The organism is Streptomyces sp. 378 (assembly GCF_030124145.1).
Taxonomy (GTDB): Bacteria; Actinomycetota; Actinomycetes; order Streptomycetales; family Streptomycetaceae; genus Streptomyces.
In genome coordinates this window covers 283762-296980 of the sequence record NZ_JASKMS010000006.1, presented here as the reverse complement: position 1 = coordinate 296980, position 13219 = coordinate 283762, and the positions used below count along the sequence as shown (strand labels likewise).

Sequence of the window (13219 nt, the reverse complement as noted above, 5' to 3'; positions counted from 1 at the left end):
GAGTGCCGGTACGCGCCCCCGCGCCGCGATTGCCGGGGGCAAGCCCCGGGACCCCGGGGCCGGAGAGCCCTCTCGCCCCAGGAGTGTCGGTCCGGCCCCGTAGAATCACCGCGTGGCAGGACGGATCAACGACGAGGACGTGAAGGCGGTACGGGACGCGGTCCCGATCGACGCCGTGGTGTCCGAGTACCTCCAGCTGCGCAACGCGGGCGGCGGCAACCTGAAGGGTCTGTGCCCGTTCCACGACGAGAAGTCGCCCTCCTTCCAGGTCAGCCCGAGCAAGGGGTTCTTCCACTGCTTCGGCTGCCAGGAGGGCGGCGACACCATCACGTTCGTGATGAAGATCGACCACCTCACCTTCTCGGAGGCGGTCGAGCGTCTGGCCGGCCAGGCGGGCATCACCCTGCGCTACGAGGAGGGCGGCTACAACCCCTCCCACCAGCGCGGCGAGCGGATCCGCCTGGTCGAGGCGCACAAGATCGCCGCCGACTGGTACATGGAACAACTCGCGACCGGCCCGGAGGCCGACACCGGCCGCCAGTTCCTCGCCGAGCGCGGCTTCGACCAGGCCGCCGCCCAGCACTTCTCCGTCGGCTACAGCCCCCAGGGCTGGGACCACCTCACCCGCTACCTGCGCGGCAAGGGCTTCACCGACAAGGAGCTGATCCTCTCCGGGCTCTCCCAGGAGGGCCGCCGCGGTCCCATCGACCGCTTCCGGGGCCGCCTGATGTGGCCCATCCGCGACATCGGCGGCGATGTCGTCGGATTCGGCGCCCGCAAGCTCTACGAGGCGGACAACGGCCCCAAGTACCTCAACACGCCCGACACGGCGATCTACCGGAAGTCCCAGGTCCTTTACGGCATCGACCTGGCGAAGAAGGACATCGCCAAGGCGTCCCGCGCGGTCGTCGTCGAGGGCTACACGGACGTCATGGCCTGCCACCTCGCCGGCGTCACGACGGCCATCGCCACCTGTGGCACGGCCTTCGGCGGTGACCACATCAAGATCCTCCGCCGCCTCCTCATGGACAACGGCTCGGCCCGCGTCATCTTCACCTTCGACGGCGACGCCGCCGGCCAGAAGGCGGCCCTGCGCGCTTTCGAGGACGACCAGAAGTTCGCCGCCGAGACGTACATCGCCATCGCCCCGGACGGCATGGACCCCTGCGACCTGCGCCTCGCCAAGGGTGACGAGGCCGTCGCCGACCTCGTCGAACCCCGCACCCCGCTCTTCGAGTTCGCCCTGCGCCAGATCGTCGGCCGCTACGATCTCGACACCCCCGCGGGCCGCGCGGCCGCGCTGGACGAGGCCGCCCCGATCGTCGCCCGCATCAAGAACAGCGGCGCCCAGCACGAGGTCGCCGTCCAGCTCGCCGGCATGCTCGGCATCCTCGACACCCAGTTCGTGGTCAAGCGCGTCGCCCAGCTGGCTCGCTGGGCCCGCGACCGCGGCGGCAAGGGCCCGGCCCCCGAGCGGCCCCACCAGGAGCAGCGGTACGCCGGCCCGTCCCAGCCGGCCCTCTCGCGCGGCCCGGCCCTGAACCTGCGCAACCCGGTCTTCGCCACCGAGCGGGAACTCCTCAAACTCGCCCTCCAGCGCCCCGAGTTGGTCTCCCCGGCCTTCGACGCGTACGGCGTGGACGAGTTCACCGCCCCGCCCTACGCCGCCGTCCGCCAGGCCATCCAGGACGCGGGCGGCGCCGAACTGGGCGTCGCCGACCCCCAGGACTACCTGGTCAAGGTCCGCGAGGCCGCCCCGGACGACACGGTCCGCGCGATGGTGACGGAGCTGGCCGTCGAGGCGATCATGCTGCACAAGGGCGTGAAGGGAGTCGACGAGGTGTACGCGGGCGCCCAGTTGGTGACCGTCCGCCGCCGGGCCGTCGAGCGCCGCATCCGCGACATCACGGGCCGGCTCACCCGCCTCGGCGCCCACGGCGACCCGGCCCAGCTCGCCGCCGTACAGAACGAACTGTGGGTCCTCCAGCAGTACGACCAAACCCTCCGGGAACACGGCGCCGCCGCGCTCTGAGGTCACCGCGCGGTCACGGACCGGAAGCAAAAAGTCATCGCACGCCCCTCGTGGCGGTGATGTGTCTTACCCCACACTGGGTTCCGGTGCCTGAGTCCTCGGAGCGCGGCCTGCCCGTCACCGACGGGTCGAAGACCCCCGCGGTTCCGCTCATCGCGTACGGGACGGAAAGCGGCGAGGCCGTCGACTCCGCCCCCGAAGTACCGCTGCCGTCCTCCTTGGCAGCGATCATCCTGGAGGTCGCCCCCGTGCAGACCCAGACCCTCACCCAGACCGACGTCGGTGCCGCCCCCGGCGCCGACGGCACCGCCCCGGACACGGATCCCGACGCCCTGTCCGCGGTTCCGGCGCAGAGCCGCGCCGCGCACCACCCCGAGTCGGACCCCGAGCCGCAGGAGCCGCCCGCCGAGGCCGTCGAGACGGCGGAGCCCTCCGAAGCCGTCGAACCCCCGCCGGTGCGCACCGAGACCGGCGGCCCCTCCTCGGACCTGTTCCGCCAGTACCTGCGGGAGATCGGCCGTATCCCCCTGCTCACCGCCGCCGAGGAGGTCGAACTCGCCCGTCGCGTCGAGGCCGGCCTGTTCGCGGAGGAGAAGCTGCGGCTCACCCCCGACCTGGACAGTCAGCTCGCCCTCGACCTGGACCGGCTCGTCGTGATGGGCCGCATGGCCAAGCGCCGTCTGATCGAGGCGAACCTGCGGCTCGTCGTCTCCGTCGCCAAGCGCTACGTCGGCCGCGGCCTGACCATGCTCGACCTCGTCCAGGAGGGCAACCTCGGCCTCATCCGGGCCGTGGAGAAGTTCGACTACGCCCGCGGCTACAAGTTCTCCACGTACGCGACCTGGTGGATCCGGCAGGCCATGTCCCGCGCCCTGGCCGACCAGGCCCGCACGATACGGGTCCCCGTCCACGTCGTGGAGCTCATCAACCGGGTCGTCCGCGTCCAGCGCCGCATGCTCCAGGAGCGGGGCTACGAGCCGACGCCCGAGGAGGTCGCGGCCCACCTGGACCTGGCGCCGGAGCGGGTCAGCGAAGTCCTGCGCCTGGCCCAGGAACCGGTGTCGCTGCACGCGCCCGTCGGCGAGGAGGACGACGTCGCGTTCGGCGACCTCATCGAGGACGGCGATGCCGCGAGCCCCGTCGAGTCGGCCGCGTTCCTCCTGCTCAGGGAGCACCTGGAAGCGGTCCTGTCGACCCTGGGAGAGCGGGAGCGCAAGGTCGTCCAGCTCCGCTACGGCCTCGCCGACGGCCGCCCGCGCACCCTGGAGGAGATCGGCCGCATCTTCGGCGTGACCCGGGAGCGGATACGGCAGATCGAGTCCAAGACCCTCAACAAGCTGCGGGACCACGCCTTCGCGGACCAACTGAGGGGCTATCTGGAGTGAAGGGCGTCAGCCGCACGTACCCAGGCCCCTTCTGATGGATCTCCGCGGCGTCGCGACGCCCGGCACGCACTCCCACGGAGATCCATCAGAAGGGGCCCAGGGGCGCGGGGAACTGCGCGACCAGCCGCAACGGGCCCGCAGCCGCCCACTGCACCACAGGGGCACCCCTCGAACGCGACTCAGTCCACTTCAGCCACCGCCTGCGCGAACTGCGCCTGGTACAGCCGGGCGTAGGCCCCGTCCGCGGCGAGCAGCTCCCCGTGCGCGCCCTGCTCCACGATCGCCCCGTTCTCCATGACCAGGATCGTGTCCGCGTCCCGGATCGTCGACAGCCGGTGGGCGATGACGAACGACGTGCGCCCGTGCGCCAGTTTGGCCATCGCCTTCTGGATCAGCACCTCGGTGCGGGTGTCGACCGAGCTGGTCGCCTCGTCCAGCACCAGGATCACCGGGTCGGACAGGAACGCCCGGGCGATGGTGATCAGTTGTTTCTCACCCGCGCTGACCCCCGTCCCCTCGTCGTCGATCACCGTGTCGTACCCGTCCGGCAGGGTCCGGACGAACCGGTCCGCGTGCGCCGCCCGGGCCGCCTCCTCGACCTCGCCCCGGGTCACCTCCCGGGACGCGCCGTACGCGATGTTCTCCGCGATCGTGCCGCCGAACAGCCAGGTGTCCTGGAGCACCATGCCGATCCCGGCCCGCAGTTCGTCCCGGGACATCCGCGCGACGTCGACACCGTCGAGGGTGATGCGCCCGCCGGTCACGTCGTAGAACCGCATCAGCAGGTTCACCAGCGTCGTCTTTCCGGCGCCCGTCGGGCCGACGATGGCGACCGTCTGCCCCGGCTCGACCTTCAGCGACAGGTCCTCGATCAGCGGCTTGTCCGGGTCGTAGCGGAACGACACGTGCTCCAGCGCCACGTGCCCGCGCAGCTCCTCGGGCCGCACACCCGGCACCGGGTCGGCGTCCTGCTCCTCGGCGTCGAGCAGTTCGAAGACCCGCTCCGCCGAGGCGACACCCGACTGCACCAGGTTCGCCATGGACGCCACCTGCGTCAGCGGCATGGAGAACTGCCGCGAGTACTGGATGAACGCCTGCACATCACCGATCGACAGCGAGCCCGAGGCCACCCGCAGCCCGCCGACGACCGCGACCAGCACGTAGTTGAGGTTCGACACGAACATCATCAGCGGCTGCATGACCCCGCTGTTGAACTGCGCCTTGAACCCCGCCTCGTACAGCGCGTCGTTCTGCTCGGCGAACTGCCGCGCCGACTCCTCCTGCCGCCCGAACACCTTCACCAGGGCGTGCCCGGTGTACATCTCCTCGATGTGCGCGTTCAGCGTGCCCGTGGAACGCCACTGCTGTACGAAGTGCGGCTGCGACCGCTTGCCCACGCGCGTGGCCACGACGAACGACAGCGGCACCGTCACCAGCGCGACCAGGGCCAGGATCCAGGAGACGTAGAACATCATCGCGAGCACGCCGATGATGGTCAGCACCGAGTTGATGAGCTGACCCATCGACTGCTGGAGTGTCTGCCCGATGTTGTCGATGTCGTTCGTCGCCCGCGACAGCACCTCACCGCGTTGACGCTGGTCGAAGTACGACAGCGGCAGCCGCGACAGCTTCGTCTGCACGTCCTCGCGCATCCGGAACATGGTCCGGTTCACGGCCCGGTTCACCATCCGCGTGGCGACCGCCATCAGCAGCCCGGCCACCGTGAACACGCCCAGCGCGAGCAGCAGCACATGCCCGACGGCCGTGAAGTCGATGCCCTCGCCCGGGGTGAAGTCGGTGCCGCGCAGCATGTCGGCGACGTCACCGTCCCCGCGCTGCCGCATGGAGTCGAGGACCTGCTCCTTGGTCGCCCCCTCGGGCATGCCCCGTCCGACGATGCCCGCGAAGACCAGGTCGGTGGCCTTGCCGAGGATCTTCGGCCCGACGACGTTGAGGCCGACGCTGAGCACCACGCACAGCAGCAGCACCCAGATGGTCACGCGCTCCGGCCGGAAGCCTGCGAGGAGCCGTTTGCCCGATCCCTTGAAGTCCAGCGAGCGCTGGTCGGGGCCGCCCCCGGCCATCATCCGCCCCATGGGCCCCGCCATCAGGCAGCCTCCGCTTCCGTGAGCTGGGAGAGCACGATCTCCCGGTAGGTCTCGTTGTCCGCCATCAGCTCGTGGTGCCGTCCGGTGCCGACGACCCGGCCCTCGTCGAGGACCACGATCCGGTCGGCGTCCCGGATGGTCGACACCCGCTGGGCGACGATCACCACGGTCGCCTCGGCGGTCTCCCGCGCGAGCGCGGCCCGCAGGGCGGCGTCCGTGGCGTAGTCGAGCGCGGAGAAGGAGTCGTCGAAGAGATAGATCTCGGGCCGCTGCACCAGCGTCCGGGCGATCGCGAGCCGCTGGCGCTGACCACCGGAGACGTTCGTCCCGCCCTGCGCGATCGGGGCGTCGAGCCCGCCCTCCAGCCGCTCCACGAACTCCTTGGCCTGCGCCACCTCCAGCGCGTGCCACAGCTCCTCGTCGGTGGCGTCCGGATTGCCGTAGCGCAGGTTGGTCGCCACGGTCCCCGCGAACAGATACGGCTTCTGCGGCACCATGCCGACCGTCTTGGCGAGCAGCTTCGGTTCGATCCGCGCCACCTCGACGCCGTCCACGAGCACCTGCCCGTCGGTCGCGTCGAACAACCGCGGGACCAGCCCGAGCAGGGTGGACTTGCCGCTGCCGGTCGAGCCGATGACGGCGGTCGTCTCGCCCGGCCGGGCCACCAGGTCCACGGAGCGCAGCACCGGCTCCTCGGCACCCGGATAGCGGAAGCCCGCCCCGCGGACCTCCAGATGCCCGTGCCGGCGCAGCTCCCGCACCGGCGACGTCGGCGGCACGACGCTGGAGGAGGTGTCCAGCACCTCCTGGACGCGCTCGGCGCACACCTCCGCGCGCGGCACCATCATGAACATGAAGGTGGCCATCATCACGGACATGACGATCTGCATCAGGTAGGCCAGGAACGCCGTCAGGTCACCGATCTGCATCTCGCCGCTGTCGATCCGGTGCGCGCCGAACCAGACCACGGCGATCGACGACAGGTTCACCACCGTCATGACGATCGGGAACATCAGCGCGAGCAGATTGCCGGTGCCCAGTGCGACGTCGGTGAGGTCGGTGTTGGCCTTGCGGAAGCGCTGCTGCTCGTACTCGTCGCGGACGAAGGCCCGGATCACACGGTTGCCGGTGATCTGCTCGCGCAGCACCCGGTTGACCGAGTCCAGCCGCTCCTGCATCAACCGGAACAGCGGCCGCAGCCGCCGCACGATCAGCGTCACGCAGATGCCCAGCACCGGCACGACCGCCACCAGCACCCCGGACAGCGGCACGTCCAGACCGAGCGCCAGCACGATGCCGCCCACGCACATGATCGGCGCCGACACCAGCAGGGTGAACGTCATCAGCGCCAGCATCTGCACCTGCTGGACATCGTTGGTCGTCCGGGTGATCAGCGACGGTGCCCCGAACTGACCGACCTCACGCGCGGAGAAGGACTGCACCCGGTCGAACACGGCCGCGCGCACGTCCCGCCCGAGTGCCGCGGCCGTACGGGCGCCGTAGTACACGGCGCCGATGTTGCACACGACCTGGACCAGCGAGATGCCGATCATCAGGGCGCCGTAGCCCAGGATGTAGCCGGTGTCGCCGTTCACGACGCCTTGGTCGATGATGTCCGCGTTCAGCGTGGGCAGGTAGAGCGTGGCGCAGGTCTGAAGGAACTGCAGCAGCACCAGCAGGGCGATGGGTCTCTTGTAGGGCCTGAGGTAGGTGCGCAGAAGTCGTATGAGCACGCTGCTTCTCTCGGAGTGGGCGACGGGGGCGAGTGGTTGCCCCTGGCCCCTATCGTCGAACACTCCACCCGCGTTACCTCAACCGAATTAACCCGACAGGCGGTCAAAGGTCAGAGGGCTCCGGGGTGTGTCTGCTCCCGCACCGCCACGTACTGCTGCCGCACCGCCTGCCCCACGGCCAGCTCGTCCCCGGGCTCCAGCACCTGCGCCACCGCTCCCTGCCAGGCCGGCGGATTGCGCACGTCGAGCGTGCCCTGTGACGCCCCGAGCGCCCAGGCCGCCTGGCGGGCGGCGCCGATCGCCGCGTAGTCCGCGGGCTGCGGCACCACGACCTGCGTCCCGAACAGCATGGGCGCCGCCGCCTGCACGGCGGGCAGTTCGGCGGCCGGCCCGAGCAGGAACACCCGCCGCACCTCCACACCACGGCCGCGCAGTACGTCCAGCGCGTCCGCGAGCCCGCACAGCATGCCCTCGAACGCGGCCCGCGCCAGATGCTCCGCCTTCATCGACTCGCGCCGGAGCCCGGCCAGGGTCCCGGCGGTGTGCGGAAGATTCGGCGTCCGCTCACCCTCCAGATAGGGCAGCAGCACCAGTCCGTGCGACCCGGGCGTCGACTTCATCGCCAGGTCGGACAGGCTCTCCAGATCGGGCAGCCCCAGCAGCTCCGCGGCCCCGCGCAGCGCCCGTACGGCGTTCAGCGTGGTGACGACGGGCAGGTGCATGCCGGTCGCGTCCGCGAGCGCGGTGATCATCCCGGACCCGTCGACCAGCGCCTCGGGGTGCACGGCCATCACGGACCCGGACGCGCCCAGCGACACCACCGCGTCCCCGAGGCCGATGCCCAGCCCGAACGCCGCCGCCATGGTCTCCCCGGTCCCCACGGAGATCATCAGCCCTTCCGGCGTCGTACCGGCCGCGTCCGCCGGGCCGATCACCTCCGGCAGCATCACCTGGTGCCCGAGCGCCAGCTCGACCAGATCGGGCCGGTAGGCACCGGTCGCCGCGGACCAGTAGCCGGTGCCGGACGCCCCGCCGCGGTCGGTGGTCCTGCGGACCGGGCGGCCCAGCAGCTGCCACACCAGCCAGTCGTGCGCCTGGAGGAGGACCGCCGTGCGCCGCGCGTTCTCCGGCTCGGTCCGGGCCATCCAGCGCAGCTTCGTGATCGGCTGCGCGGCCTGCGGCACACAGCCCACCGCGTGCGCCCACGCCTCGCGCCCGCCGAGCGCGTCGACCAGGTCGGCCGCGGCGACCTGCGTCCGCTTGTCACCCCCGACCATCGCCGGCCGCACGGTGTTGCCCTGCGCGTCCAGCGGCACGACGGCGTTCTGCTGTGCCGAGACGCCGATCGCCTGCACGCCCTCCAGCAGCCCGCCGCCCGCGGCCTCGCCCAGGGAGAGCAGCCAGGCCTGCGGATCGACGTCCGACGGCCGGCCGCCGCTCTCGGGAACCTCCACCGGATGCTGCGCATATCCCTGCCTGAGCACGGCTCCGGAGTCCGTGTCACAGACGACGATACGAGTGAAATCGGGTGAACTGTCCAACCCGGCGACTATCCCCATGGCCAAAATTCTGCCGTACCGCTGCGCCGGCTGGAGCCGTGGGCGCCGTGGGGGGTGTCGCCGGGTTCCGGGTGCGGGCTCGTTGTGGCTGGTCGCGCAGTTCCCCGCGCCCCTTGAAGGACGTCGCCGATCTCAGCCTCGAGAAGATCAGGTATTGCTGGTGCCCCAGTCGTCCTCGCCACCGTTGTGGGTGGCGCGGTCGCGGAGCTGGCGGACCCGGTCCGCCACCGACTCGGGGACGCGGTCGCCCACCTTGTCGCTCACCACGTGGTACGCCTTGCCCGCGAATTCCCGGCCCTGGTGGGCCGCGGTCTCCGCGGTGTTGCGCACGGCGGGGTTCTGCGCGAACTGCCGGGCTGACTTCTTCAGCTGCTCGTAGCGCTCGCGCCCGGCCCTCGTGCCCAGCACGTAACCCAGGACGACTCCGGCGACGAACGTGAGCCGGTAACGCATGGCGGCCACCCTTTCCTTGCGTAGGTCTCCAGTGCGGCGTCGGTGCCGGGGAGTACCGATTGGCGAAGCACCCCCCTGCTTGCGCTAATGTATGTGTCGCAGCGGACGCGCGCCCCCTGGCGAATACCCAGGTAGGTGCGTTCGATGCACAACGAGACCTTCCTCGGTAGCTCAATTGGCAGAGCAGCCGGCTGTTAACCGGCAGGTTACTGGTTCGAGTCCAGTCCGGGGAGCTCGTTCCTCCGTAGCTCAATTGGCAGAGCAGCCGGCTGTTAACCGGCAGGTTACTGGTTCGAGTCCAGTCGGGGGAGCAGGTTGAACGAGGGCCCCTCTCAGGGGTCCTTTTTCATGTCCGATCCGCTGCCCCGGGAACCGCGCGGCGCCCGGCGCAGTCCTCAAGGTCACGTAGGCCGTGCGCAGCCGCCCAGCCGAAGCAGGAGATCGTATGAGCGGCTATGCTGCGGCAGACGGCGCGCACACATGTACGCGACACGCCGCTATGGGGCGGTAGCTCAGCCGGTTAGAGCAGCGGACTCATAATCCGTCGGCCGTGGGTTCGAGTCCCACCCGCCCCACCGCGCGCTACACGCGCAGAACCGTTTCTACTCGCGAGCGCGCGAGAACGACGCCGCAACTCCGCGGCCCGCACCCGGTTCACTCGCCCGGCCCCGCGGCAGGAGCCGCCGAACGGCGGGCTGTTGACGGTCCGTCGGCAGAGGCGGCCGGAGTGCCGGAGGCCGGCGCCGTCGCGGCCGGTGTCGCGCCGTGGTGGCGTTGGCGGTGGGTGTAGGCGGTGATCGCCTGCCACAGGTCGCGGCGGTCGGCGTCGGGCCACAGTCCCGGAGTGAAGTGGAGCTCGGCGTAGGCCGTGTGCCAGGGCAGGAAGTTCGAGACGCGCTGTTCGCCGCCGGTGCGCCAGAGCAGGTCCACGTCCGGCATGTCCCCGAGGGGCAGATGGCGTGCGAAGTCGTCCTCGGCGATCAGATCGGGCTCCAGATGGCCGGCGCGGGCCCGGTGGGCCAGGGCGGCGGCCGTGCGGGTGAGTTCGTCCCGGCCGCCGTAGTCGATGCACATCGTCAGCGTCAGGCCGGTCCGGGCGCGGGTGGTGCGCTCCCGCAGATGCAGGAGATCGACGAGATCCGGAGGCAGACGTCCGGCGCGGCCGTGCCAGCGCAGCCGGACGTCGAGTTCCCCGAAGGGGTTCTCCGTCAGTTCGCCGCGCAGGAGGTCGAGGATCGCGTCGACCTCCTCAGGGTCGCGACGCCAGTTCTCGGTGGAGAACGTATAGAGCGTCAGATGGCGCAGGCCGATCTCCAGCGCCCCGTGCACCACCTCGCGGACGGTGACGGCACCGGCGCGGTGGCCCTCGTGCCGGGGCAGGCCGCGCTGCTGGGCCCAGCGGCCGTTGCCGTCCATGATCACGGCGACATGGGCGGGCAGCAGGCCGGGCGGGATCCGGGGCGGCTGCTCACCACCGGGATGGGGCGGCGGCTGCCGGAAGCGGCCGGTGGACGCCGGCCGGGCGGGTGCCGGTGACCGGTGCGGGCCGGGGCGGTGCCGTGGCGGAACCGTCAGCGGGGTCAGGCTCCAGGCCAGGGCCGCGCGGGTCCGGGCGGGGGCGAGGATGCGGGCCCGGACCCGCAGCGCGGGCCGGGGCGGGGAGCGCAGGAGGGCCGGGCCTGCGGCGTCGACGGCGTCGAGCTGGGCGCGCAGCAGGGCGGCCATGGTGTCCAGGACCGTGGCGGGGCCGGGGTGCATGCCGCGGGTGAGGGCCTCGCGGGTCACCCACTGGCGGGCCAGGCCGGTCAGCTGCGTGACCAGGGCGGCGACGGCGGGGCTCCAGCGGCGCCGCGTCAGGTCGGCCGCGGACCCGGGGTGCCGGTCGAGGACCTCGGCGGGCAGCAGCAGGTCGCCCTGGGCGAGGTCGGCGGACAGGTCGGTGAGGATGTCGGTGAGCCGGACGCCGTCGAGGAACTCCTCGTAGGCCTCCCGGGTGTCCAGACGCAGCGCCACGGGGACACCGGCCCGGTCGAAGACGGTGCGGACCAGCCCGAACCACGGCAGGAGGTTGTCCCGGCCCCAGGCGCGCCACTGCGCCCAGTCGGCGAAGTGCCTGCCGCGGGTGTCGTCCCGGACCTGGGCCATGGCGTCCCGCAGCTCCGACAGGTCCAGACGCCAGCGACAGGCGGTGTCCACCAGGGCGTGGCGGATCGGGTCGGGGCTGGAGCCGGTGGGCAGTTCGCGGTGCAGGGCGGTGATCCAGGCCTCGACCCGGGCGGCCCGCTCGGCGGCGGGCGCGGTGCGGTCGTCGCCGAGGTCGTCGAGCGCGTTGGCGGCCGCCCACAGGGCGTGGAGCGCCGGGCGCAGGGTCGGCGGCACCAGCTGGATCAGCGCGTACTCCGCCGGGTCCTGGTCCTTCGTCCGGCGCCGGCACAGTCGGTAGGCCGCCCGCAGGGCCGGATCGGCGCCGGTCACCGGCCGTCCGGCGGTTTCCGGGGTCACCTGTCGGTCGGCCGGCGTGGTGGTCGCGGGAGGCACATCGCTCACACCGAGGACGATACGTCCTGGTTGCGCGCGGTGATCACAGGGGCCGGGCGCGCGTCAGCGATCCACCCCGGACACCGGGCCGGGTGCGTCACGGCCCCGGCCCCGGGTCCGGCCGCACCGCCTCGGTGATGCCGGCCCGGGCCGCCTCCAGCTGAGCGGCGAACGCGATGCCGAGGAACAGGGCCACACCCGTCAGGTTGGCCCACAGCAGCAGGGCGACGAAGGCCGTCAGCGGCCCGTACACGGCACCGAAGGACCCGCTCTGGGCGACGTAGAGGGCCAGCAGCCAGGTGGCCGTGATCCACAGCACCAGATGGACCGCCGAGCCGAACGCCAGCCAGGTGTAGCCCGGTTGGTCCCGGCGCGGCGACCAACGGAAGATCACCGCCGAGGCGACCCAGGCGAGCACCACGCCCAGCGGCACGTCGAGAGCGCGCCACCAGTCGAGCCAGGTGCGGGACCAGCCGAGGGCCTGCACCACCGCGCCGCCGACGGCGTCACCGGCCACCAGCACCAGGAAGCCCAGGACCATCGGCATCCCCGCGGCGAGGGCGAGCAGCAGGGACCGGCCGTACTTGAACAGGAAGGGACGGTCCCGCTCGATGCCGTAGATGCGGTTGGCGCCGCGCTCGACCTGGGCCATCGCCGAGGTCAGGTTGAGGACGGCGAAGCCCAGGCCCAGCCACATGGCGACCGCGCCCCAGACACCGGAACCGGCGCTGCGCTGCGTGCTCCCGAAAGCGTCCTCGATCAGCTTCGCGCTGGCGCCCGGGACGATCTGGCCGAGCGTGAGTTCGATGATCCGCCCCACGCTCTCCGTGTGCACGGTGGTGGCCACGCCGACCAGGGCGATGGTGAACGGCACCATGCCGAGGACCACCTGGAAGGCGAGGGAGCGCGAGTTGCTGAATCCGTCCGCGTAACGGAACCGGGTGAACGCGTCGATGAGCAGCCGGCGGCCGCCGTAGCGCCGCAGCGCGGTGAACGCCTCGTCTCCGGAGAGTTCCTCCCCGATCATGTCCCGGGTCTGCGGGACATGCACAGCGGTACCCATCGAGAAGGTCTCCTTCTGCCTGCCCTGTGTCCGGGACCAGCATGCCGGGCGATCCGGCCGCGTGGTGGGTCAGAAGGGCATGCGACCGCGCGTGCGGCGCCCGGCCGAGCCGCTGCGGCTCACGGCGCGGGAACTCGAGTGGAAGGGCTTGCTGAAGAGCCTGCCCAGCGCACCCGGAGCCTTGCCGCCGGCGCGGGCGCCCGCGCCGAGAGAACGCTGGGTGCCGCGTTCGGGGTGGCGCGAGAGACGGGGGACGAGGAAGGCCAGGACGGCCAGGAGCACGCATCCGGCGATGACGGCGGCGATGATCACGGGCAACTCCTTTGAGTGGTGGGGAGATACGGGTGC

The 13219-nt window shown here is 71.5% G+C and carries 9 protein-coding genes and 3 tRNA genes; 5 read left to right on the top strand and 7 right to left on the bottom strand.

The window, feature by feature from the left end:
* Positions 1-112: 112 nt before the first annotated feature.
* Both dnaG and QNO09_RS11735 read left to right on the top strand, forming a co-directional pair.
* Positions 113-2032 carry a DNA primase gene (gene dnaG, locus QNO09_RS11740; RefSeq protein ID WP_283970062.1) on the top strand — a complete coding sequence of 640 codons (1920 nt, stop codon included), beginning with the start codon at positions 113-115 and terminating at the stop codon, positions 2030-2032.
* Positions 2033-2118: 86 nt separating this feature from the next.
* A complete protein-coding gene (locus QNO09_RS11735; protein ID WP_283970061.1) occupies positions 2119-3417 on the top strand; it encodes an RNA polymerase sigma factor in 1299 nt (432 codons plus the stop codon).
* Positions 3418-3596: 179 nt separating this feature from the next.
* On the opposite strand, the gene QNO09_RS11730 is transcribed toward QNO09_RS11735, so the two are convergent.
* The 4 genes from QNO09_RS11730 to QNO09_RS11715 all read right to left on the bottom strand — a co-directional run bounded on the left by QNO09_RS11730 (position 3597) and on the right by QNO09_RS11715 (position 9270).
* The gene (locus QNO09_RS11730) at positions 3597-5525 is read right to left on the bottom strand and encodes an ABC transporter ATP-binding protein (RefSeq protein ID WP_283970060.1); all 1929 of its coding nucleotides are present in this window, start codon (positions 5523-5525) and stop codon (positions 3597-3599) included.
* Positions 5525-7258 (bottom strand): ABC transporter ATP-binding protein, encoded by a 1734-nt coding sequence (locus QNO09_RS11725; RefSeq protein ID WP_283970059.1) that lies wholly within the window; start codon positions 7256-7258, stop codon positions 5525-5527. The genes QNO09_RS11730 and QNO09_RS11725 overlap by 1 nt, the downstream gene beginning before the upstream one ends.
* Before the next feature lie 110 nt (positions 7259-7368).
* Positions 7369-8817 carry an FGGY family carbohydrate kinase gene (locus tag QNO09_RS11720; RefSeq protein ID WP_283970058.1) on the bottom strand — a complete coding sequence of 483 codons (1449 nt, stop codon included), beginning with the start codon at positions 8815-8817 and terminating at the stop codon, positions 7369-7371.
* A gap of 147 nt (positions 8818-8964) precedes the next feature.
* Positions 8965-9270: a YtxH domain-containing protein gene (locus tag QNO09_RS11715; protein ID WP_283970057.1), complete on the bottom strand. Its 306-nt coding sequence runs from the start codon at positions 9268-9270 to the stop codon at positions 8965-8967.
* A gap of 160 nt (positions 9271-9430) precedes the next feature.
* On the opposite strand from QNO09_RS11715, the gene QNO09_RS11710 reads away from it, so the two are divergent.
* The 3 genes from QNO09_RS11710 (at position 9431) to QNO09_RS11700 (ending at position 9845) form a co-directional block, all read left to right on the top strand.
* Positions 9431-9503, top strand: a tRNA-Asn gene (locus QNO09_RS11710).
* 5 nt (positions 9504-9508) lie between these two features.
* A tRNA-Asn gene (locus tag QNO09_RS11705) sits at positions 9509-9581 on the top strand.
* 190 nt (positions 9582-9771) lie between these two features.
* Positions 9772-9845 (top strand) — tRNA-Ile (locus tag QNO09_RS11700).
* Between the two features lie 79 nt (positions 9846-9924).
* Here QNO09_RS11700 and uppS read toward each other — a convergent pair.
* The 3 genes from uppS to QNO09_RS11685 all read right to left on the bottom strand — a co-directional run bounded on the left by uppS (position 9925) and on the right by QNO09_RS11685 (position 13183).
* Positions 9925-11817 carry a polyprenyl diphosphate synthase gene (gene uppS, locus QNO09_RS11695; RefSeq protein ID WP_349636962.1) on the bottom strand — a complete coding sequence of 631 codons (1893 nt, stop codon included), beginning with the start codon at positions 11815-11817 and terminating at the stop codon, positions 9925-9927.
* 88 nt (positions 11818-11905) lie between these two features.
* Positions 11906-12871 (bottom strand): YihY/virulence factor BrkB family protein, encoded by a 966-nt coding sequence (locus QNO09_RS11690; RefSeq protein WP_283970056.1) that lies wholly within the window; start codon positions 12869-12871, stop codon positions 11906-11908.
* 69 nt (positions 12872-12940) lie between these two features.
* Positions 12941-13183: a DUF6411 family protein gene (locus tag QNO09_RS11685; RefSeq protein ID WP_283970055.1), complete on the bottom strand. Its 243-nt coding sequence runs from the start codon at positions 13181-13183 to the stop codon at positions 12941-12943.
* Positions 13184-13219 lie beyond the last annotated feature (36 nt).